The following is a 22,075-nucleotide window of genomic DNA, read 5'->3' on the forward strand; positions in this document are numbered from 1 at the left end:
ATTAATCGCTTTCTGGGAACCATTGTTTCAGTAATTCACGCGCTTCGATCAACTGCTCATTCCACGTATTATGACCAATAACCGTTGGTTTTAACATGATCACCAACTCTTTCTTCTGCGTAGTCTGCACTTTGTTTTTAAACAGCTCGCCCATGATTGGAATATCGCCCAACAATGGTGTTTTCGACTCTTGATCAACCTTGCGCGTTTCAATTAAACCGCCGATCACTACGATTTCGTCAGATTTAGCGCGAATAATGGTGTCAGACTCGCGGACACTACTTTGCGCGAGTGGCAACGCAAAGTCATCGCCCCCTAGGCGAATGGTTTTGGTTTGCTCATCAGTTACGGTTACTGACGGGTGAACGTGTAAAATCACCTCGCCTGACTCGTCAATTTGCGGCGTCACGTCTAGTGCAATACCGGAGAAGAACGGTGTTAGCTCCACTTCTGGCGTTGTTGTGGTCGCCGTGCCTGTGGTTGTGGTACTCGACACTTCGGTAACAAAGTATTCATCTTCACCCACTTTGATCACCGCTTTTTGATTATTGGTTGCGGTAATACGAGGGCTAGACAATACTTGCACGTTACCTTGCGTTTGCAATAAGGCAATCACCCCCCGAAAATCAGCATTGGTAAAACTGATACCCGTTGTACCGCCAATTGTCGCGGAAATAGTATTACCCGGCAGTGCCATGTTTGTGCCGAATGAGAGATCGGTACTACCAATATGGCCAATCACTTCATCCCAGCGCACCCCTTGCTGGTAGTCATCGTTAAGCGTCACTTCCATAATTTTCGCTTCAATGATGACCTGACGACGCAAATGTTTTTGCGTATCGTTAACAAAGGTTTTCACGGCTTTGATTTCACTCGGCAAGGCTCTGACGGTAACTAAGCCCGCTTGGGGAGAAACAATCACTGAACGGCCATCTTCATCGCCGACGAGCGAGACTAACGTCTCTTGTAGCTCAGTCCAAAAATCTGATTCATTCTCGGTATAGATGTTAATGCCACTGCTACCGTTTTGATTATTGTTGTTGCCGCTATTGTTATTGTTGTTGCTGTTATTACTTGAGCGATTGTTGCTGTTGTTATTGTTGCCGTTGTTGGGGTCGTTCTCAGAAACACCACCTGAATTGATTGTCGTATTCGAGGCACCGTAGCGCTTTAAAAACAAGTAGTTAAGGGCAATTGTTTCGGTACGCATCCCCGCCGGAAAGACTTGAATAACCTTGCCAAAGCGCTTGACGTCAAACCCGTAAATGTCTTGTAAAACGGTTAACGCTTCATCAATGGTAACGTCTTTGAGGTTAAGCGTAATATTACCGCTGACATCAGGGTGAACCGCTGCACTGTAGTCCGAGTCTTCGACGAGCGCAGCAAAAAATGCTTTCGCATCAACGTCGACAGCGGCAATGTCTAAGCGTTTTTCCGCAAGTAATGACTGTTTCGCGTCAGTCATGGTTTGCTGCATCAATTCTTGCTGCACAGCTGTTGGCAATTGAGTTAGCGGCTTGCGTTTGGCGTTAGCCGTTTGCCCAGCTATCGCTTGATCCAACTCTTGTTCAATAAAGGTTGGTTTTTCCGGCACTGAGATACAGCCTGCGAGAGCGATTAACGAGCTTGCTACAAACAGATAAATGGGAGACTTTTTCATATTCACTTCTTTTATTTATATGTCACGACAGGGTGAGTAAACAACACTAACTCTTTGCTTTTATCTTCTGATTGAAGGATAACCTGTCGCTCACTGATGTCTACAACCTGAAAACCATCAACCTGCTGCCCTTTGGCAACAAGCTGTCCACTAATAATTGCCTTGTAATTCGCACTGCGTTGTTCTGGCGTCAGTGCCGATGACTTTAACGAAGGGGCAATAATTGACTGCAAAACCAATTCACCTGGCTTTGGTACAGCACTTTGACCACTAGTTGACGACAGACCTGCCACCAGTGGTTTTGTTGGGTCAGTTGCCGCGCCAGCGTGCACACAGTAGCACAGTGCCAGCACACTGAAGGCAACAGGCGCAATATTTGAATAATTTCGTTGTCGTTTTTTTAACGCTACTCTACACACCGATAAATTCCTTTGCTGTACTCAGGCTATACAAAGTGACAGTTAACTCGTTACTCGGGTATTCCGTTACTTTTAACTCAAACTCTTGCCAAAAGAATTTCCACTTCATTTGCTCTAATTCAGCAAGGTAGGCCTGTAATGCGTTATATCGCCCTGTTAAGGTTAACTTGATACCGTGGCGATAAAGCGCCACGGTTTGCGCCTCGTTACCTGTATTCGCTGACGCTGCTATGCTTTCTGGTTCTGCTGTAGCCTCACCGCCTTCTGCCGTTTCGGCTTCACTAGCAACAAACAACGCACTGGGGGGAATCACTTCCAGTGCCGACAGAGAAACCCCCGGTTGCAGCGTTAACAACTCAATCAGCGCAATGCGCATTTGCACCGGATTAATAAGCTCTGAGGTGAGTGTCAGCAGCTCTTGGTCAATGTCGGCTAATAAGGCTTTTTGCTGTTCAATTTCGTTGCTCACCGCCTCGTTTGGATCTGAGCTTAACGCTGCTTGATATATGTCAATTGATGCCTGCGCGGTGTTAATCGAGTTATTCAAATCCCTAATACGCGCACGATCTTGTTCGGTTTGTTTGATATTAGGCTCAATAAACAGCGTAAAACCTAGGTACAAAATAAGAAACAAGCCCGCAAACAAGATGATGATCTGCTCGCGCTTGGTCAGTTGCAAAAACTTGTCTTGGTAGTGGCGCCACTGCTCCATTATTCGCTCTCCTCAACCAAGTTATCAGTTGAACTGACTTGGAACGCGATCAGCTTGTCTTCGCCTTCTATCATGCTCAGTTGCTGAAAGACCTGACCAGATAGCACTTGTGATTGCTCGAAGTTTGCTAGCCAATTCGGTACAGCATTCGCTTGACGCGCTTTCCCGGCAAAATAAAACTGATCTTCGTGAATTCGTATATGGTGCAAACTAATTTGCGCGCTGTGCAAGGCAGAAAGTTCCTTCATTGCCGCAGCAAATCCACCAATATAGGTATATTCGGTGTCAGTTAAGTGCCCGTGAAAGTATCGTTTGTTTCTGGTCAGCGCCTTTAATGTCGCCAGCTCGGTCGTCAAGACACTGTCAGCTTGCGCACTACTTTGCTGGGTTTTAAGTGTTTCAAGCTGCGCGTTGTAACTTTCATTTTGTTGATTGAGCTGCACCAGCTCGGTGGCGGTGTCAGACCGTTGAAAATGGCTATAACCGGCACCAGCCAACATCACCAACAAAGCGAGTAGCCAAATACTTATCACGGTTGACAAAGTCAACCATGGCTTCTTTGGCAGTAGTTCCGGTTGGAGTAAGTTAATTGATGACTTAATCATGGATCACTTGCTCCTCTGTTGACAATTGGTTAGCACTGAGCTGGCTAGCACCGATTGCCACAGCATACATACCTTTATCTTGGTGTTGTTCACTAAAGGTAAACGCCGCTACTGGTGTGTTAGTATTTTCGGCGAGTTTAGTAACGATATAATCTTTGGTTTTAATCGGCAGAATGACCTGAATCTCTTTGATCGGCGCCTGCTTGAGTTGCCGTTCAAAATAATCAGATGAACGTTGAATTTCTAAACTCAAGGTATCAATGACGCCAAAGGAAAGTTCTTCAACCGTTTTACTGGCCAGTTGCGCATAGCCGCGCAAACGGCGATGAAAGAAAATTCGACCGTGCTTAACAATCAAAATCACAATTTCTTCATTTGGCTGCTGGCATACAAGTAGCACGGCGTGCTCTTGAAATGGCACTAAGCTGGCAAAAGCGAATTCTTCGGTGGTGATTGTTGTCAATTCAATGGAACTGCCATCAAGTTGCTCAACTAGCGATTGTAGATGGGCTTTTGCTGCCACCACTACGTTGATCTTTTCAACACCGCCAGAAAGAGTGGGGCCAGAGAAATAATCCAATATCATTTCATCTGGTGCAACATGCACTAAATCATTAACTTGCCACTTTAACGCGCCATTGAGTTCATCTTCTGGCACATTGGGTTTGTCCACTTGCACAATCTGGTATTGAGCAGGAGCAAGCACCAAGTGACCTTGCGCGGCAGTTTTGTGCTCGGCTTGAAGTTTACTGAGCGCGAGTAATTGGTCATTGTTGACGACCGGATATTGCTGATAATCAAATGTATCGGCTTCTAATGCATAACAGACAGCAAGGGCATCTTGTCGAAATGCCAAGCCAACTTGATGTGCAGCGTTTGCGCCGCGAAACAGCCTAGATAATTTAGAGGTTAACGACATCCAATGATTCTTATTATTTATTCCAAAACGGTGCTACCAAACAACGCCATTATCCTCTATTCCCTTTGATGCGCAAGCTTTTTAGCAACAAAAACAAGCTTTAACTCGTCGCGCAATATCGCTTGAGATTGCAAATACAAACGCCAAGATACGCCTTGAATTAGTTCGAATAACGCACACGGCTCGAAACAACGGGTCGAACATTACCAGTGTACGCCACAATTCAACAACAGATATTGTGCCACACAGGGCGTTTTAACTGATTCGTGTTTTGTTCGTTTTCAGTTATTTTCTGCTTATTTTGCTGTCTCTAATCACTATGTCAGTATTTAGTGCGTAAGGTAAACTTGTTAAACTGGCAACAGCAGTACGCCAACTTTTATTCTCACTTATCGCCGTTATACGCATTGTCATCCATGTCACCCATACAACAAATTGAACACCCATTGTTTAAAGCGCACCAGCTAACCGTTTTCATTAAGCGTGACGATCTCATTCACCCGATTATTTCTGGTAATAAATGGCGCAAGTTACAAGGTAATTTAGCGTTTGCTAAGCAAGCTAAAAAACGCGGTGTTTTAAGTTTTGGTGGCGCTTACTCAAACCACCTGCACGCGCTGGCTTATGCCTGCCAACAGTACCAATTATCGGCAATAGCAATTGTGCGAGGAGAGGCAAAGTACCAGTCAAATTACACTTTGAGCTGGGCGAAGCATTGGGGAATGAATTTACAATTTGTCGATCGACAAACCTATCGCCAACGCAGCGAACTAGGCTATTTAAAATCATTGCAAGCTGCTTACCCCGATCACTTGGTTGTGCCAGAAGGTGGCAGCAATGAATATGCATTATCAGGCTTAGCTACACTGGTCAGCGAGTTAAATCAACAAGTGGACTACGACACCCTCATGCTACCCGTGGGTAGCGGTGGAACCATCGCGGGCTTAATCAAAGCAGATCAAAACCAGCATCACATACTGGGGATTGCGGTGCTCAAGCAAGCTGATTACCTGATTGGCCATATCAATCAATTGCTTGGTACAACACCATCGACCAGCCCTTACACAAATTGGCAGCTCAATACTGAACGACACAGAGGCGGTTATGGTAAGTTTAGTCACGAGGATTGCTTGCGCTTGGCACAATTTACTGCGTTTACTGATATCCCCTTCGAACCTATCTATTCAGGGAAAATGCTGCTCGCCTTACTCGACTTAATCGAACAAGGCTATTTTCCATCAGGGCACCGTATAACGCTATTGCATACAGGTGGCATTCAAGGGCTTGGTGGACAGCTGGAACGAGGCTTGTTACCCGCTGAATTTGTTAAGGCAGTACAATCGCATTTGCCACCTGCGCCACAGGCTCAGTAAAGAAGTGCCCCTGACCACCAGTAACCCCTAAATGCACTAGCGTTCGCCACTCGTCTTTACTTTCAACACCAAGCGCATAAATTTTTACGCCGTGCTGAAGGCATCGGGCTTTAAGGCTTTGAATAAAGACTTGGTTCTCAATTTTCTCGTGCACATGGTAAACAATACTGCGGTGCAGTTTGATAAACCTGATCGGGCAGTCGCGCAAATAATCGGTACTGACGACATACTGCCCGACTTTATCGGCAAGGATTTTCACTCCCAGCTCGTCAAGCAAGCGAATAACAGGAGCTAGCTTATTCAGTTGAGTTACTAAATGATATTCACTGATTTCAACAATTAAGCGATTCGCAATATCCGGCACTTGTGCCAACTTGTTATAAACGGCTTCAATAAAGTATTCGTCGAGCAAAGCATCAATCGACAAATTCAAGCTGCAAGCGTCAGGCTGCTTGCCTTCATATTGCAACAGCCGACAAACTTGCTCAAACACCAATAAATCAATTTTCGCGCTTAACCCACACTTTTGCGCCATCGGTAGGAAGACACGCGCACTGATCAGCTGCCCTTGGCTATCGCGCACTTTAGAGAGCACTTCGTGATGAAGAATTTGATCACTTTGGCTAGCGATCACTGGTTGAAAGAAGATCACAAACGCGTTTTTCTCAATCGCACGTGCCAAAAAGGTGCGCCATTTGAGCGAACCTTTCGCTGACTCTCTAGCGACCTCACCAGACTCGTACATAAACCATTGAGAAGGCCCTTGCAATTGTGCGTTGCGCAGCGCCATATCCGCTTCTGCCATAATTTTGTAGGCTTGGTTGTCTCCAGCAAAACACACCACCCCAATGTGAGTAAACTCATCTTTGGCAACCCCGACAGGTAACGGAATTTGATTGATACTTGCTAGCAGTTTGTTGGCCAGTTTTTGTGCTTCATCGGCATATAGGCCCGTCATCAGAATCGCCAATTCAGCACTATTAGGACGTGCTATAAAGTAATTATTAAAGTTAACCAAACGCTTTTTAATTAGCGCTATGGCTTGTTCGACAAATGCTAGCGCCGTCTGCCCGCCATAGGTCGCTTGCACCGCGTCGAAGTCTTTAAAACACAGTAACATCACACAGCCTCTGGCGTCTTCTTCCTTCAACAAGGCATCTAGCCGATTATTGAAGAACTCTCGATTACCGACGCCCGTTTCGGGCTCCAATAATAAACGTTCGCGAATTTTCAACTCAGCATGTCCTTGATTCGCCTTCGCTTCGTGGAGCTTGTGCAGCAATTCTGCGATTGACTCACTGATTGGCTCTTGCGCTTTGATCGGCTGGTATTTGCCGTGAATACGCGATAAAGCTGCCCAGTTTTCCAGCGAACGAATGGGGGCAAAGGAAGATGAGAGACTCTTTGACAGGCTAAAGCGAACGCCTAGTACACAGGCAGCAAAAATAAAATTAAACGCAATAAATAGCCAAGAGGTGAACAGCAGGTTAAGCGGATGCACAAAAACAAACGTCAGTTCACCACTTTCAATTTCGCGCAGCAGAGTTAAACGAGAAGCGCGCTCATGATAAAGCGGCAACCCCGTGGCGTTGTCGAAAATCTCAATCAAAGGAGCGGGATACCACTGGTTACTGGCCTGCACTATCTCGTTAGCTTGCTGATTTTGCTCACTCCATACATTGCCAAACATAAAGCCGACGCTGGCAAGGTAGAGTAATAAAGCCCCAAGTTCAAACCGTTTAATAACCGCTTTTAATGTATGCTGGAAAATATGCGGCACAGCAGCCTCTGACAAAATTAACTCCGTTTAATAAGTTATAGTATTGATATTTAACTCGGTACAGGTTTTCCCTACCAATTGGTATAACGGCCGAGGTATAAGCCAATTAATTCAACTAATTTGAATCTTTATCTTTGTATTTATCTTTAGGCATAAAAAAACACCATGGCCGAGGCACATGGTGTTTTTGTATTAACGTGTCGTTGTTATCTACAAAGCAAATTATGCTTGAGCGATTACAACAACTTTAACGTTAACGTCTACATCTGTGTGTAAGTGAAGTGCGATTTCGAATTCACCTGTTTCACGGATTGAACCGTGAGGCATGCGAACTTCTGATTTAACAACTTCAACACCAGCTTCAGTGATAGCATCAGCAATATCTTTAGTACCGATAGAGCCGAATAGCTTGCCTTCGTCACCAGCTTTAGAAGCGATAGTCACTTCTGCAAGCTCAGTTACTTTAGCAGCACGTGCTTCAGCAGCAGCTAAAGCTTCAGCTAGTTGCTTTTCTAAGTCTGCACGACGAGCTTCAAAGTGCTCAACGTTAGCTTTAGAAGCGAATACAGCTTTACCTTTTGGTAATAAGTAGTTACGTGCGTAACCAGACTTTACCGTCACCTTGTCACCAAGGCCGCCTAACTTGGCGATTTTGTCTAGAAGGATAACTTCCATCTTAATGCCCCTTTAGGTTACTTGTGTAAATCAGTGTATGGTAATAGTGCTAAGTAACGTGCACGCTTGATAGCAGTAGCTAGTTGGCGTTGGTATTTAGCGCTTGTACCAGTGATACGGCTAGGTACGATTTTACCACTTTCAGTGATGTAGTTTTTTAGTGTTGCGATATCTTTGTAATCGATTTGCGCAGCACCTTCCGCTGAGAAGCGGCAGAACTTACGACGTCTAAAAAAACGTGACATGGGATTTCTCCTAATCATTGATGTTGTTTAGTGAGCAAACACTCAATTAAACAATCATCGAATCAAATCATTTCAATCTGTTGAGCATGCAAGGCAAGTACTGGATTTCCGGTTCTTGACTCGTGACGGTTAATAAAACCTGTCACTTGAATTTGCATGCCCTCAATTAATTCACTTGCTAATCGTTGTGACCATTCGCCTGTTGCGACCACTTTCATTCTGACGAATGCTTGTCGGTTTAGGCCATCTTCAACCTGAATTGAACGATGTTCGATACTAAACTGACAGTGGTGAACCCCCGCAGGGCTAGTTGATAATTTCAGTGGACTTACCACATTACCAACCAGAACGAAACTGTTAGTCACGGATTACTAATTATTCAGCAGCAGCTTCTTCTTTCTTAGGAGCTTCAGCTGGCTTTTCAGTAACCTCTTTCTTAGCTTCGCGACGGTCATCTTTAGCAGTCGCCATAGGAGACGCTTCAGTTACCGCGCCTTTAGTGCGCATGATCATGTTACGTAGAACTACGTCGTTGTAACGGAAAGAAGTTTCTAATTCATCAATAACTGACTGAGGCGCTTCAACGTTCATTAAAACGTAGTGTGCCTTGTGTAGTTTGTTGATTGGGTAAGCTAATTGACGACGACCCCAGTCTTCAAGACGTGTGATTGAGCCTTCAGCAGCTGTGATCATGTCTGAGTAACGCTGGATCATGCCAGGTACTTGTTCACTCTGATCAGGGTGAACCATAAATACGATTTCGTAATGACGCATTACGAGCTCCTTACGGTTGTAGCCTCGTATCTGGCTCAGCCAACACCAGTGTTGAGGCAAGGAACAAAACTTGCGGCTGATTTAAGGTCGCGTATTGTAGGGAAAATAACCAAGGAAGGCAAGTACAGCGCGGCAAAAAACACTTGTTAATTACCGAATAGACAACAACCCACTAACTATTAGCGTTAGATAAGGCTAACCCTTATTAATTACCGTGCAGTTTCGACCATTAGCTTTCGCTTGATAAAGTGCCTTATCCGCGCTGCTCATCAAATTACTGGCGCTGCTTTGTTGATTAGGTACTAATGAATATATGCCAGCACTCACGGTGACTGAAAAGTCATGTTGATTAAAATAAATTGTCGAGGAACTGATCTCTTCACGTAGTGTTTCTACTAGGCTAAACACGTCAGTTTGCTCGGTATCAGTAACGATAACCGCAAATTCTTCCCCCCCTATACGCGCAACAATGTCGGTATCTCGTTGGAATGTTGACTTCATCACACTGGCAACATGCTTGATGGTTTCATCCCCCGCCGGGTGGCCATACTTATCATTCACTTTTTTAAAATAATCAATATCAACAATCACAATCGACAACATTGTTTGGCGGCGCATATTCGCATCCCATGCATGCGCTAGGTACTGATCAAAATGGCGGCGATTATATATGCCGGTTAACGAGTCTTTAATTGATAGCTCTTTTAATGTCTGCTCTTGGTTAAGCTTTTCATGGTATTCGCTATTTAACTGACGGCCTTGAAATAGCATATATATGCTGTAAAAAAACAGCATGCCAACCTCGAGCTGGGCAACAACAGAGTCTGACATTAATACCACAGTAATGATGGGGATCGCCGTATTCGATGCCAAGTAATAACTATACAAAGATCTGTCTAACGAGTAAGTCATCGTACCACTGCTCACTAACGCAAACAGCGTCATAAAGACATAGATAAACAAAGGTTCAAATTCCGGTCGCAGCATAGAAAGGGCAAACACAGAGCTGAAAATCAGACAGGGAAGCAGGACACTGGCACGCAGCAATAGCCACCAAACTTTATGACTATATTGCTTTAAGGACCGAGAGCTGTAATAAAAGATAATGCGAAAAGCACCGAGCAAAAACAATGCACACGCAATGCTATAAAACCAAGTCGTCTGCTGGCGATAAAAGTCGGTGCCAATACCTATCGCTAGCCAACCCAGTAGATAGATATAGCAGCCATTGAGGGTACGTCGCTCAATATCTTGCTCAACTTGTTCATTCACTTGGATAGACGCACTTGAATTATCTGAAGTCACTGTTCATTACCTGCCTAACCTGTCTTGCAGTACCGCAACGAACATAATGTCAGTTGCCATTGTCTTTACACAGGGAAGATATCGAATAAAGCAGCTCCCTAGTGGGAAGCGGCGATAGAGGAACACGCCATAAAACAAAGTGATCAGCATAAAATCCTTTTCAATACTCAACGGGAGTTAAATACCATAGGGGTTTTAAGGATAAAGGGAAGCACTGAGAATTAAAAGTGTTTACAAAAAATTAACGTTAATTTCAAATAAGTTAGCTAAATTCAATCATTGAAAAATAAAGCCATAGCCATCAGCATGCTAATGGCTATGTACGTAAAGTCTGAATATACCAACCGTTATTTGCCAAAACCACGCATAACATTCACCGCTAAGCCCATCCATTTCGGCACAGCGTAGCGCAGTTTAGGTTTGTCATGCTCAGCGGCTTTAACCATGGCATCAATAACAGGTTGAATATTGTCGCTCTGCATATTTAACACCGACTTTTGCTCTACTTGGGCTATATATTCTTTGTGATCTTTGTAAAGCGAGTCCGGTTTCATCCATGAGAATTTTTTCTCCATATTGGCTTCGTTAAAGCCAGTGCCGTATGGACCTGGTTCAATCATAGAGACATTAACGCCAAATGGTGACAGCTCTTCTGCCAAACCAGCGCCTGCACTTTCTAGCGCAAACTTAGTCATTGAATAAGGCGACAAGAATGGCAGCGGAATACGGCCAACTAACGACGTGACGATAATAATGGTACCACTTTTCTTTGCCATCATTTTGGGCGCAGCCGCCTGAATCATGGCAATCGTACCGATGACATTGGTTTCAAGGTTGTTGCGAATGCGCTCTAACGGCACTTCCACTAACGCACCACCTTCACCAATACCGGCATTGTTGATCAAAACATCCAGATCGAACGCTTTGACCTGCTCGACATCATCCGGGTTGGTAATATCAAGCTTCATAATGGTGAGCTCGACGTTTTGCGATGTTGAATATTCAGCAAGCGACTCAGCTTGGCTCTCATCGTAAGTTGCAGCGATAACTTGATGACCCCGTTTTGCCAATGCGATAGCGGTTTCGCGGCCAAACCCTGTTGCCGCGCCAGTAATTAGTATTTTCTTCATCAATGATTCCCAGTAACTTAATAGCCTGAATAGTTAGGCCACTTGTAATTTCAATCTCAAATATAAAACTGACATGAATAGTACGGCATCTGTCGTGAAAGTTCAGCGGCAAATCACATCATCACGCAGTTATTCCCTAGATAAATCAGCTAAATGAGCCTAGGTATCGCCGCCCTTGGATAGTCGCAAATAGGGTAGAAAAAACCTTATGCACGATTGTGTTGAAGTCACACACTATTACGGTACTAATTTCATCCCGCCTTGGTTGACAACTTACGTCAAGTTCAAACTTCGAATAAAACGCACAAACGCATGAAAGTAATACCTTTTTGTTTGCCTAACTTAGATATTTATCGTACTGTTGAGAACTGTTTGCAATCTTGGATGTTTGCATGCCAAGGAATGTTTTATCAAGGAACCCACGATGAAAAAAGCTATCGCAGTTTCAGCAGTCGCAGTGGCTAGCTGTTTAATCATACCCAACTTTGTTGGCAACTCATTTCAGTCATACCATCAAAACACCATCGCCTCAATTGAGAAAAACCCAGCAGTCTCGGTCAAAGATTATCAGTTCACCCGTAACTGGTTTAAAGGTGAAGCCGTGACCACATTGGCAATTGCAACACAAGTACCTGAAATGCCAGTAGTGGATATCGTATTAACTGAGGCATTGAGTTTTGGCCCAGTAAACGTAACATCAGATGGCCTGCAGCTGTCACTGGTTAAATCGAAAACAAGCTTTGATATTCCAGCGTTTGCATCACGACCAGAGATTGTTAAGCAGCTTAACGAGCACATTAACATTAATTCAGCCGTTTCTTGGCTAGGTAACTATTCTACCGAATTAGAAACACTCGCTTTTCAATTTGACGAAAATGGCGAAGCAATTAATCTTAAACCCTCATTTGGCGTGTTTACGCTTAGCGGTGAGACGCTAACAGGTGACTACGAGTGGCAAGGCCTTTCTGTTGAAGGAAAAGGGAAAAGCATTGAGATTGCGCCAGTAACACTAACTGTTGATCAAACGTTAATTGCTGGCGACATGTACTCAGGCGATGCCGTCTCTGTTGGCGACTTTAGTTTAGTGCTAGAGAACTTTGCATTTACCGATAGTGCAACGAACCAGCACGTCACCATCAAGAACATGAATATGTTAGGTGTCACCGATGAACATGACGAGCTGCTCGATCTAAAACTCACTTATAGCGTAGACGAAGTGCAAGCCATGGGTAAGAAAGTCACAGACAGTAACTTAGTGATTGCAATGCGCAATTTAGATATCAAAGCGATTCAAGAAATTAATCGCGCGTCTCAGTCATTCACCAATAACCCGCAATCGGCAGCGGCACAGCAAGCGTTCGAAGCATTAATCCCTACGGCAATGAAAATGCTTGATCACCGCCCTGTATTGGCGATTGAAGAATTAAGCATAGTGACGGAGCACGGCAAGTTGGCCACCAAAGCGACATTAGATATCAACAAAGACTTAGTTGATATGAATAACCCCATGTCAATTGTTGCGGCAATGAATGTTGTTGCCGACGGTGCTGCACCTGAGGCCTTCTTTCAACAATTTGGCTTATCGCCAATGATTGACGGTTATGTACAACAAGGGCTACTCACCAAAGACGAAGGTAATTTGAGCTTTACCGCTAGCTTTGCGCAAGGTCAGCTAACAGTTAACGACAAAGTCATGCCGTTGTAAGCCATTACTTCTATTGAGATAAAACAAAACGCCAGCCTGATTTGCTTATCAGGCTGGCGTTTTTTATTGTGGCTTGGATACCGCTAAATCAGACTAGGCTCGACGCTGGCGAACAATCTCAAATAAACAAATACCTGTCGCCACCGAGACATTTAAACTGGACACGCTACCCGCCATTGGCAATTTAACAAGTTGATCACAGTGCTCACGCGTTAAACGGCGCATCCCTTTGCCTTCAGCGCCCATCACCAGAGCCATCGGACCATCGAGCTTAACATCGTACAAACAGGTATCAGTTTCACCAGCAGTGCCAATAATCCACACGCCCATTTGTTGGAGTTGTTTCATCGTGCGAGCAAGGTTAGTGACTTGCACAAGCGGCACGGTTTCCGCTGCACCTACGGCGACCTTTCTTACCGTTGCCGTAATGCGTGCTGCTTTGTCTTTTGGCACAACAATAGCTTGTACGCCAGCAGCATCGGCATTACGCAAACAAGCCCCTAAGTTATGCGGGTCAGTGACACCGTCAAGGATCAGTAAAAATGGCGACTCGTTGTTGCGCTCAGCTTCGCTTAAAATATCTTCCAAGTCATTTTCGGTATAAGTTTTACCCGGCTTAACACGTGCCACTACGCCTTGGTGTTGCTCACCGTCACTTTTGTCGTCGAGCACTTTCCTGTGCACGAGTTGCACCGGAATACCATACTTTCGCGCTAAGTTGATAATAGGTAATAGACGCTCATCATCACGCCCTTTGAGTAACCACATTTCAACAAAACGCTCAGGTGACCGTTTAATTAGCGCGTTGACCGCATGGATACCTAAAACAATTTCTTCTTTTGCCATATCACTTACTTAATTTAACTTTTTAACTTTGCTTAGAAGCCTAATTGGCTAAGACAGCAACTACTGCTTAGCACGCTTGCGGGCATTCTTACCCGGGCGAGATTTTCTCGCCTTGCGCTTTGCCGCTTTTGACTTTTCCTTTTTCGGCTGCTCCTGCTTCGCCTTGGCTTTTTTCGATTTTTTACCAGCAGCCTTATCGCCCTTGTGCTCTGGCTGGTAACTGACCCCGCCTCGGCCTTTCGATTTCGCCTTGCCCTTGTCCTTCGTTGCACCACCGCTTTTGTTTGCATCACGTAGAGGTTTAGCACGTTTGATCACGGCGTCTTCACCGCACAGCACCAGATCAATTTTCTTTTCATCGAGATTTACTGCCGCGACTTGCACTTTTAGGACATCGCCAACATGGTAACGGGTATTGGTTTTCTCGCCTGTCAGACACATACGTACATCATCAAAGTGATAGTAATCACGGCCAAGCGAAGTAATATGCACTAAGCCTTCAATATGCAAGTCAGAAAGGCGAACAAACATGCCAAAGTTAGTAACGGTTGAAATCACACCGGTAAACTCATCACCGACATGATCTTGCATATACTCACATTTTAGCCAATCAGCAACATCACGGGTCGCGTCATCTGCGCGGCGCTCAGTCATTGAGCAATGCTCACCTAAGTTGACGACTTGCTCTTCTGAATAGCTAAAACAGCCAACATTCACTGGGTTGTTTGCTTGTGCTTCTAAAATTGCTTTAATCACACGGTGAATCACCAAATCAGGATAACGGCGAATCGGCGAGGTAAAGTGACTGTAGGATTGTAACGCTAAGCCAAAATGACCAATGTTGTCACTTTGATACACCGCTTGCTTCATTGAGCGCAGCAGCATGGTTTGGATCAGCTCTTGATCAGGGCGTCCGGCCACTTTTGCCAACACATCACTGTAATCACGTGGCTCGACTTCTTCTGAAATCGGCATGGCAATGCCAAGTTCAGCCAAATAACTGACGAAGTTTTTATATTTTTCTTCGCTTGGCTTGTCGTGCACACGAAACAAGCCCGGCATCGCGTGTTTCTCCACGAATTTAGCCGTGGCGACATTCGCTAAAATCATGCACTCTTCAATCATTTTGTGCGCATCGTTGCGCACTAATGGCAGAATGGCTTCGATTTTTTTGTCGGCATTAAAGATAAATCGCGACTCTTCTGTTTCAAACGCAATCGCACCGCGATTTAGACGCGCATCGTTAAGAGCGGTGTAAAGCTTGTGCAGCTCTTCTAATTCCTCAACGCGCGGCGCATATTGCTTACGCAATGCCTCATCACCATCTAAAATGGCCGCTACTTTAGTGTAAGTAAAGCGCGCGTGAGAGCGCATCACCGCAGGATAAAACTTACTGCCTGATAGCTTGCCGCGCTCACTGATGGTCATTTCACAGACCATACAAAGGCGGTCAACATCTGGGTTTAGCGAGCATAAGCCGTTAGACAGTTTTTCCGGCAACATTGGAATCACTTGGCTTGGAAAATAGACCGAATTGCCACGCGCAATTGCTTCATCGTCTAGGCCACTACCTGGCCGCACGTAATAACTGACATCAGCAATTGCCACCCACAAGCGCCAACCACCTGACTTTTTGCGCTCACAATACACCGCATCATCAAAATCTCGCGCGTCTTCGCCGTCAATGGTCACAAGTGGCAAGTCACGTAAATCAACGCGACCTTGCTTGGCAGACGCTTCAACCTCTTCGCTAAGCTCGGCAATTTCATCTGTCACCGCTTGCGGCCACTGATGCGGCAAGTCATGCTCGCGCAATGCGATGTCAATTTCCATACCGGGTGCCATATGGTCGCCTAGTACTTCAATCACTTTGCCGACAGCATTACTGCGCTTACTCGGTCGTTGCACCACTTCAACCACCACCACTTGGCCGTGGCGAGCACCGAGTTTGCCATCGGGTACAATCAAAATATCTTGGTTAATTCGGGCGTCATCAGGGACGACAAACGCCAGATGATTCTCGACAAAAAATCGCCCAACAACGCCTGATTTTCTTGGCTCGATAACATCGAGTATTTTAATTTCTTTGCGGCCTTGGCGATCGGTGCGGTCAAGCAGAATGGCTTCAACGATATCGCCGTGAATCACCCGCTGCATTTCATGAGAGGAGATAAAGAAGTCTTTACCGCCCTTGTCAGGGGCAAAAAAACCATAGCCATCGCGATGGCCTATCACCCTGCCCGTTAGCTTGGCACTTTGGTCGGCAATCACATACTGTTTAAACTTATTAAACGTTAGCTGGCCAGCGTTTTCCATTGCACGTAAGCGGCGCTTAACCCCAATTTTGCGATCTTCGTCTTTGCCATAGCCCAACTTTTTAACAATAGCGCTAAAGGTCATCGGGACAGCGGATAATTTGATAAGTTCTAGCAGGTGCTCGCGGCTGGCAACAGGCTTTTCGTACTTGTTAGCTTCGCGTTCAATGAAAGGATCTTTTGGGCTCACATGAAATGCTCTGGATTTTTTTTGTAGTATAACCTCAGTTGCGCATTTCTAGTGAGCGATTTAGCGTATTTTGTGTAAAAGCTTGTGCTAAAGTTTGTACGAAAAGTCAGTACTTTATGCGTTTAGCTTTGGCAACAATATGCGCAGGCATTTTCTCGGCAAGCTTGGCGAGCGACATGCCAATGCGCTTGTGCACCTTTTTGTCGTCAGTCACAGCGTGATGTAACTGGGAGTAGAGTTCGGGGAAATCTAAAGGACTGCCATGGCCTTGGTTGTAAATATCCGCCAAACGCATTTGTGCTTTTAAGCTATTAGACGCCGACGCCGCCTTTAAGTACATAATCGCTTTGTCTAAATCAGGCTGCATAAACTTGCCAACATGGTGATAACGGCCTAGCTGCTCCAACGCTTCTGGCAAGCCTTGGTCGGCCGATAGCTGCATGTAGTAAAGGCCCAATTCGATATCTTTTTTGATACACACGCCAAAGGCCAGCATATCGCCCCACAAAAACTGGTAAGACGGTAGTTGCGCCTTAATGGCGCGAGCTTCAATATCTTGTACGAGTTGGCATTCATCAAGCACTACTTGGCTCAGGTGCTTATTTTCCTTGATCAGATCAAGTAACTGGTTGTCGGTGTAAATTTGCACCGCTTCAAAGCTCTGCGCTTTGCTGGGCGCTACTGCCAACAGCTGTAGTACAGCAAGTGAAACAAGAAAGAAAAGTACGCGCATGCTTAAATTACCTAAGTGATAACGATTATCTACTGTGATTGAAATCGGGCCGTGTAATTGGTTATCGGCCTACGGCCACAGAACCTTAATAAGCCGTATGAACCAGCAACTCAGCGCCAAAGAGTTGTCGCCATCAAATGACCCGTTAGTTTCAACCTCTATTCTTCAGTTTTAAAGCAATTACAATACCATGGCGAGTAAAAATGGCGAATAAAGCACTTTTAGCTTGCTTAGCGGTTAATAATTCTTAACAATTAACCCGTTAGCCATGATTAGCGAGTGGATGTGAATGTCGTCATTAGCGCAGTTAATAGAAAACTCCAGAACCAATGAAGCAATAGCCAAAAAGCTATTTGAAATTGAAACGGAAATTCTTAGCTGTACTTCAAGCAAGGAGCTCTTACAAACCTTGCTGACGATGATTAAAACCAAATTTCAGCTTCACGATATTCATTTATTATTGGTTGATCCACCGCCGCTCAACTACATGTTAAGCCAAGTCGCCCAATCCGATTGGCACAAACAACACACCCGCCAAATTAGTGCTGAGCGATTAGCCTTGTTTCATCACGATGAAAAGCCAATGTTAACGAACGAGCTTGCGCAGTTTGACTGTATTTTGCCTGTTAACCTGTTTACAGGGGCAAAATCTGCCGCTTTTATTCCAGTGAAACTTGAGGGCAAACTATTTGGCAGCTTGCTGTTAACCGATAGTAGCAAAGGCCGGTTTGCACCAGACTTAGGCACTATGCATTTAGAGCAGTTAGCCGTCAAAGTGAGCTTGTGTTTATCTAACGTGTTAATTCGCGAACAGTTGGAGTATATGGCCAACTACGATCGCCTCACCGGAGCCGCCAACCGACGGTTAATGGAAGCCACCATTGCCGACGAGTTAAGCCGTCAAAAGCGCTATGGCGTGCCATTTTCATTGCTGTTTATCGACTGTAACAAGTTTAAGCAAATCAATGATACCTACGGCCACGACTGTGGTGACAAAGTGCTTGTTTATGTTGCCAATCAGCTTAAAGAGTTGATACGCGATAATGACCGATGTTTCCGTTACGCGGGCGATGAATTTGTGATCACTTTGGCGAGCCAGCGCCAGCGTGAAGCAGACCAAGCTGCGGCGCGTTTAACACGTTTTTTTGCCACGCATCAAATGCGCTATCAAGAATTACTCCTGCCCGTTACTATCAGCTGCGGCGCCATTGAAAGCAATGGCCAGCAGACCATGGATGAGTTGTTAAAATTGGCAGATAAAGCCCTATATCGACATAAAGCCGAACAGCCAGGTTAGCGCCCTTTTCTCTCCCCTTTTTTCTTCTCTCATCTCCTTTAATCATAGTGCCTCGGCGCGTTCAGTTAGGTACGCCGCGTCTTAGCCATTCAATTGCGAAGCTAATACTGACGTCTACACTTAATAATTAACCAACCTATTTATAACGAACCTCGCACGGAAACCTTGTTAATGATTATTGAAGTGGCGATAAGTGACCTAAAGCTTGGACAATATGTACTTGATATTGTTGATCAAACAGGAACCTACCAGCTGAAAGGTCCGGGGCACGTAAAAAGCCAGGCGATCATTGACCACCTCGCCAAGCACGGCGTGCTGAGCCTACTCATTGATACGCGTAAGTCACTGACGATAAAAAACGAAAAAAGCGGTGATATTCAATTCACTCGGCCGGAGCAAACCGATACCTACATTGCCCCCCTGGCCTTTGAAATTAGCCAAGCTAAAGCGCTATTTTCACACTCGAAGCACATTCAACAACAAGTATTGCGCAATATACTCAACGATGTTGACGTTGATTTAGCGCCCGTTAAAGAAGTTGCTGACGACACCGTTAACGCCGTTTTTAAAAACCCAGACGCGTTAGCGTGTGTGCTCAACATCCGCTTTAAAGACGATTATTTGCTTGAACACGCGGTCTCGGTTTCTGTGTTGATGACGATTTTCTGCCGTCATTTAGGCATTGAAAAACGCCTAACAAAAGAGCTCGCAATTGGCGCCTTCTTACATGATGTTGGTAAAATCAAAATACCCGATGAAATATTAAACAAGCCCGGTAAGCTCACCCCAGAAGAGTTTGTCATCATGCAATCGCATGTCGAGCACTCGGTAGAGATTATCAACAACATTACCGGTATTTCCGACATTAGCCTTGAAGTCGCGGCGCTTCACCATGAAAAACTCAATGGCAATGGCTACCCCTATCAGCTAGTTGCTGACGATATTTCCCTGTACGGCAGGATGATCACCATTTGTGATATTTTTGATGCCTTAACCGCCAACCGAGTCTATAAAGCGGGCTATTGCCATGTTAAAGCGTTCAATATTCTGCGCAAATTAGCGCAAGACGGCGAGCTGGATTTACCCCTTGTCGATCAATTTATTCGCTGCATGGGCGTTTATCCAATTGGCTCTTTAGTTGAGCTAAATGCCAATCGGCTCGCCATTGTTGAAGCGAGAACCGATGATCCGATACGCCCCAAAGTACGCTCGTTCTACGACATAGACCACCGCCATTACACCATGGCGGAAGATATTGATCTCTCGAGCGTTGAAGGCGTTACCATTAAAAGTGTACGCGCCGACGACTTTAATCTAGAAATGAATAAAATCGTCGAGTTTTTGATGTTGCAAGGCTGAGGTATTTAAAATAGATAGAAGGCAAGATACGTCAAACATAAACACAAGCTAAAAAGCGGCTTAGCTTGTGTTTACAGAGACTAAATTCGCTCACTCATACTTGCCAAGAGATGCAGCTAGTTCAACTTAAAGTTAGTAACTAACTTATTCAGGCTTCTCGCCATTTCGTTTAATTGCTGACTGTCATCAGCCATTTCATTGAGGTTAGATGAATTGTGCTGCGCCACTTGTGCAATTGCGGCTACGTGCGGGGTAATTTCACCAACCACATTAGACTGCTCTTCTGTCGCTGAAGCAATTTGGAAATTCATCTCATTGACTTGCGCCATATTGCCCACAATTTCTTCTAAGTGTTCACCTGACTTAGTTGCCTGCGCCAAACTCGAATTACTCAGCTCAACCGTTTGCGCGATAGACTCAACCACTACTTGAGTTTGTTGCTTAAATGACTCAATCGTCGTTTTAATTTCCTCTGCCGACTGTTGACTGCGCGATGCTAGGCTACGCACTTCATCAGCAACCACGGCAAAACCTCGACCATGTTCACCAGCGCGCGCGGCCTCAATCGCCGCATTTAGCGCTAACAAGTTGGTCTGCTCAGATACCGAGCGAATGACTTCCAAAATATCGTCGATTGATTCGGTGTTATCTGATAATTGATTTACCAAATCAGTGGTTTCTGCCAATTGTGAGGTTGTACTATTCACTGTCGCTAAGGTTTCTACTACTGACTCTGTACCTTGATTCGCCAAGTGCTCAGCAGCTTTTGAATAATCTGCTGCGGACTGGGCATTATTGGCAATTTCTCTTGCGGTCACGCCCATTTCATCAATCGCCGTGGCCACTTGCTCAGTGTTTTGTGTTTGAACAGAGAGCTCGTCGGTCATCTCAGATGTTTTAACGTCGACGTGACTCACCGAACTTTGCAATTCATCCGCCGCGCGAGACACCTGACGCAAAATATCAGCTAGGTGCTCAACAAAGTTGTTATAGCCGCGCGCCATTCGACCGACTTCATCGGTTCTAGACTCGTCTAAGCGAATGGTTAAATCACCACCACCTTGGCCTATTTGCTCTAACAATTTGGTCATGCCACTAAATGGTGAGATAAGGCGCGTGATCACGAGTGTCACAAACACTAGAAATACCACGGCAATGATAACGCCAAGTAACACCAGTGAATAAGTTAAGCTATCAAGTTGTCCAAACACGTCGTCATAAGGCACATCAGCAACAATATACCAACCAAGATCAGGTAAGTAGCTGCTAGCTAATAAACTATGATGCTCAGCATTGCTTAACTCATAACTGGCAAATGCCTGTTGTGTAAGCAGTACCGATTTGTCTACGCCCATATGTGAAAAGTAGTTTTGGCCAACCTTGTTAGTGTCGGGATGCGCAGCAATCTTTCCATCGCCATCAACCAAGAAGACGATACCGTTCTCGCCAATTTTATATTGTTTAATGAGCTCCGCCATACTATCGACCGCAAAGCCGACCCCCGCCAGTGCTTTAAATTGGCCATCAATTTCAACGCGGTAGTTCACAAATAACGTCATTTTGCCATTCGCCGCATCAACATTAATGACGGCGGCAAAAGGCTTACCACTGTTTTTAAAGCCATAGAACCAAAAGAATTCAGGATTATCCTCTGATACTTGCGTTAAAATACCATCAGCTGTGTAATAGTTACCTGTCACATCAGAAACATAGAATGAAGAAGTCGCATTAAATTCTTCTTTAATCGCTTTTAGGTAGTTAGACAACTTGGCACTGTCTTGCTCGCCACTGGCTAGAAATTGCTTGTAATCTGGATTGGTTGCTAACACACGAGAAACAGCAATCGGACGCTGTAAATCAGTATTAATACTGTTAACCACTTCCCCCATTACCGCTGGCAGCTCTTTGTCTATCGTGTTAGACAATACAATATTTCGAGTGTTAATAATGGTAAACGCGCTGATAATAGCGATTGCCATCACGATAACGATTGCCGAAGCTGCAACAACTTTCGAACGAATATCAAGTTTCAT

20 protein-coding genes are annotated in these 22,075 nt (G+C 45.0%); 4 read left to right on the forward strand and 16 right to left on the reverse strand.

All coding sequences use genetic code 11. From position 1 onward, the window contains the following. Position 1 precedes the first annotated feature (1 nt). Genes mshL through DXX93_RS17455 form a run of 5 tightly spaced genes read right to left on the reverse strand, consistent with a single transcriptional unit; the run spans position 2 to position 4,315 of the window. On the reverse strand, positions 2 to 1,660 hold the full coding sequence (gene mshL, locus DXX93_RS17435; RefSeq protein WP_116009222.1) for a pilus (MSHA type) biogenesis protein MshL: 1,659 nt from the start codon (positions 1,658 to 1,660) through the stop codon (positions 2 to 4). 11 nt (positions 1,661 to 1,671) lie between these two features. Next, positions 1,672 to 2,079, reverse strand: a complete 408-nt coding sequence (locus tag DXX93_RS17440) for a hypothetical protein (protein ID WP_116009223.1) — start codon at positions 2,077 to 2,079, stop codon at positions 1,672 to 1,674. Then, the gene (gspM, locus tag DXX93_RS17445) at positions 2,072 to 2,791 is read right to left on the reverse strand and encodes a type II secretion system protein GspM (protein WP_116009224.1); all 720 of its coding nucleotides are present in this window, start codon (positions 2,789 to 2,791) and stop codon (positions 2,072 to 2,074) included. Before gspM ends, DXX93_RS17440 begins: the two co-directional genes overlap by 8 nt. Continuing rightward, positions 2,791 to 3,396 carry a PilN domain-containing protein gene (locus tag DXX93_RS17450; protein WP_116009225.1) on the reverse strand — a complete coding sequence of 202 codons (606 nt, stop codon included), beginning with the start codon at positions 3,394 to 3,396 and terminating at the stop codon, positions 2,791 to 2,793. The genes gspM and DXX93_RS17450 overlap by 1 nt, the downstream gene beginning before the upstream one ends. Further along, positions 3,389 to 4,315, reverse strand: coding sequence for a hypothetical protein (locus tag DXX93_RS17455; protein ID WP_116009226.1), 927 nt, complete (start codon positions 4,313 to 4,315; stop codon positions 3,389 to 3,391). The genes DXX93_RS17450 and DXX93_RS17455 overlap by 8 nt, the downstream gene beginning before the upstream one ends. A 347-nt stretch (positions 4,316 to 4,662) precedes the next feature. Between DXX93_RS17455 and DXX93_RS17460 the strand changes: the two genes are divergently transcribed. Further along, entirely contained in the window at positions 4,663 to 5,688 is a 1,026-nt protein-coding gene (locus DXX93_RS17460; protein WP_258872702.1) for a 1-aminocyclopropane-1-carboxylate deaminase/D-cysteine desulfhydrase, read from the forward strand. On the opposite strand, the gene DXX93_RS17465 is transcribed toward DXX93_RS17460, so the two are convergent. The 7 genes from DXX93_RS17465 to DXX93_RS17495 all read right to left on the reverse strand — a co-directional run bounded on the left by DXX93_RS17465 (position 5,642) and on the right by DXX93_RS17495 (position 11,597). Next, entirely contained in the window at positions 5,642 to 7,483 is a 1,842-nt protein-coding gene (locus DXX93_RS17465) for an EAL domain-containing protein (RefSeq protein WP_116009227.1), read from the reverse strand. The two genes, DXX93_RS17460 and DXX93_RS17465, sit on opposite strands and share 47 nt — an antisense overlap. A gap of 207 nt (positions 7,484 to 7,690) precedes the next feature. After that, positions 7,691 to 8,143 carry a 50S ribosomal protein L9 gene (gene rplI, locus DXX93_RS17470; RefSeq protein WP_116001468.1) on the reverse strand — a complete coding sequence of 151 codons (453 nt, stop codon included), beginning with the start codon at positions 8,141 to 8,143 and terminating at the stop codon, positions 7,691 to 7,693. Positions 8,144 to 8,160: 17 nt separating this feature from the next. Next, complete coding sequence (gene rpsR, locus DXX93_RS17475; protein WP_116001469.1) at positions 8,161 to 8,388, reverse strand: 30S ribosomal protein S18; 228 nt, start codon at positions 8,386 to 8,388, stop codon at positions 8,161 to 8,163. A 62-nt stretch (positions 8,389 to 8,450) separates the two neighbouring features. Then, positions 8,451 to 8,753, reverse strand: coding sequence for a primosomal replication protein N (gene priB / locus DXX93_RS17480; protein WP_116009228.1), 303 nt, complete (start codon positions 8,751 to 8,753; stop codon positions 8,451 to 8,453). Positions 8,754 to 8,763: 10 nt separating this feature from the next. Beyond that, positions 8,764 to 9,162, reverse strand: a complete 399-nt coding sequence (rpsF, locus tag DXX93_RS17485) for a 30S ribosomal protein S6 (RefSeq protein WP_116009229.1) — start codon at positions 9,160 to 9,162, stop codon at positions 8,764 to 8,766. A 195-nt stretch (positions 9,163 to 9,357) separates the two neighbouring features. Further along, entirely contained in the window at positions 9,358 to 10,467 is a 1,110-nt protein-coding gene (locus tag DXX93_RS17490; protein WP_116009230.1) for a GGDEF domain-containing protein, read from the reverse strand. Between the two features lie 347 nt (positions 10,468 to 10,814). Then, positions 10,815 to 11,597 carry an SDR family NAD(P)-dependent oxidoreductase gene (locus DXX93_RS17495; RefSeq protein WP_116009231.1) on the reverse strand — a complete coding sequence of 261 codons (783 nt, stop codon included), beginning with the start codon at positions 11,595 to 11,597 and terminating at the stop codon, positions 10,815 to 10,817. A gap of 424 nt (positions 11,598 to 12,021) precedes the next feature. On the opposite strand from DXX93_RS17495, the gene DXX93_RS17500 reads away from it, so the two are divergent. Further along, on the forward strand, positions 12,022 to 13,302 hold the full coding sequence (locus DXX93_RS17500; RefSeq protein WP_116009232.1) for a DUF945 family protein: 1,281 nt from the start codon (positions 12,022 to 12,024) through the stop codon (positions 13,300 to 13,302). A gap of 93 nt (positions 13,303 to 13,395) precedes the next feature. On the opposite strand, the gene rlmB is transcribed toward DXX93_RS17500, so the two are convergent. The 3 genes from rlmB to DXX93_RS17515 all read right to left on the reverse strand — a co-directional run bounded on the left by rlmB (position 13,396) and on the right by DXX93_RS17515 (position 17,386). Continuing rightward, positions 13,396 to 14,148 carry a 23S rRNA (guanosine(2251)-2'-O)-methyltransferase RlmB gene (gene rlmB / locus DXX93_RS17505; RefSeq protein ID WP_116009233.1) on the reverse strand — a complete coding sequence of 251 codons (753 nt, stop codon included), beginning with the start codon at positions 14,146 to 14,148 and terminating at the stop codon, positions 13,396 to 13,398. A gap of 60 nt (positions 14,149 to 14,208) precedes the next feature. Then, positions 14,209 to 16,653 (reverse strand): ribonuclease R, encoded by a 2,445-nt coding sequence (gene rnr / locus DXX93_RS17510; protein ID WP_116009234.1) that lies wholly within the window; start codon positions 16,651 to 16,653, stop codon positions 14,209 to 14,211. Between the two features lie 106 nt (positions 16,654 to 16,759). After that, the gene (locus DXX93_RS17515; protein ID WP_116009235.1) at positions 16,760 to 17,386 is read right to left on the reverse strand and encodes a tetratricopeptide repeat protein; all 627 of its coding nucleotides are present in this window, start codon (positions 17,384 to 17,386) and stop codon (positions 16,760 to 16,762) included. 289 nt (positions 17,387 to 17,675) lie between these two features. Here DXX93_RS17515 and DXX93_RS17520 point away from each other — a divergent pair, with 289 nt between their 5' ends. Next, positions 17,676 to 18,683, forward strand: a complete 1,008-nt coding sequence (locus tag DXX93_RS17520; protein ID WP_116009236.1) for a sensor domain-containing diguanylate cyclase — start codon at positions 17,676 to 17,678, stop codon at positions 18,681 to 18,683. Positions 18,684 to 18,854: 171 nt separating this feature from the next. Further along, positions 18,855 to 20,042, forward strand: coding sequence for an HD-GYP domain-containing protein (locus tag DXX93_RS17525; RefSeq protein WP_116009237.1), 1,188 nt, complete (start codon positions 18,855 to 18,857; stop codon positions 20,040 to 20,042). Between the two features lie 116 nt (positions 20,043 to 20,158). Here the strand turns inward: DXX93_RS17525 and DXX93_RS17530 are convergent, their stop codons facing one another. After that, positions 20,159 to 22,075 carry a methyl-accepting chemotaxis protein gene (locus DXX93_RS17530; RefSeq protein WP_116009238.1) on the reverse strand — a complete coding sequence of 639 codons (1,917 nt, stop codon included), beginning with the start codon at positions 22,073 to 22,075 and terminating at the stop codon, positions 20,159 to 20,161.

Origin of the sequence: Thalassotalea euphylliae (assembly GCF_003390335.1) — a bacterium.
GTDB lineage: Bacteria > Pseudomonadota > Gammaproteobacteria > Enterobacterales > Alteromonadaceae > Thalassotalea_F > Thalassotalea_F euphylliae_B.